General features: G+C 61.1%; 1 protein-coding gene. It reads right to left on the bottom strand.

Going from position 1 to position 398, the window contains the following annotated elements:
* Positions 1 to 398, bottom strand: a 398-nt coding sequence (locus AC1D1Y_RS26735; RefSeq protein ID WP_477685003.1) for a carbonic anhydrase family protein, incomplete at both ends; no start/stop codon positions are given.

Genomic DNA, 398 nt, shown 5'->3' with positions numbered 1-398 from the left:
GGCAAAAACCGGGGCGAAGGCCGCATTGGTCTTGCCGGGCTGCATCAGCACGCCAATCACGCCCAGGCCGCCCTCGGCATTTTTGTGGACAAAGTGGCCCACCATGGCGGTGTGCTTGCCATTGAGTGCTTCTTCACTGGGGGTGTGGAAGTGGAACTGGAGCAGCTCGTAGGTTTTGTCGCCTACGGTCAGTGTTTGGCCTGCAGGCAGGTTGATCTGGATGGTGTGGCCATTGTTGACCAGCGTGGGGGCAGCGGTGGTGTAGTTGAACTGCAGCGCGGGCAGGTCCGCCTTGACCGCATTGCGGATATCGATGGGGCTTTGGTTGCCGCCCTTGGCGCAGGTTTCAAAAGCCGGGTCTAGTTCGGCCCAATGGGTGGGGCCTTCGTGGCTATGCC

The organism is Polaromonas sp. P1_G1, assembly GCF_056405595.1.
The sequence above is the reverse complement of the archived record's forward strand: the minus strand, read 5'-3'. Positions and strand labels throughout refer to the sequence as shown.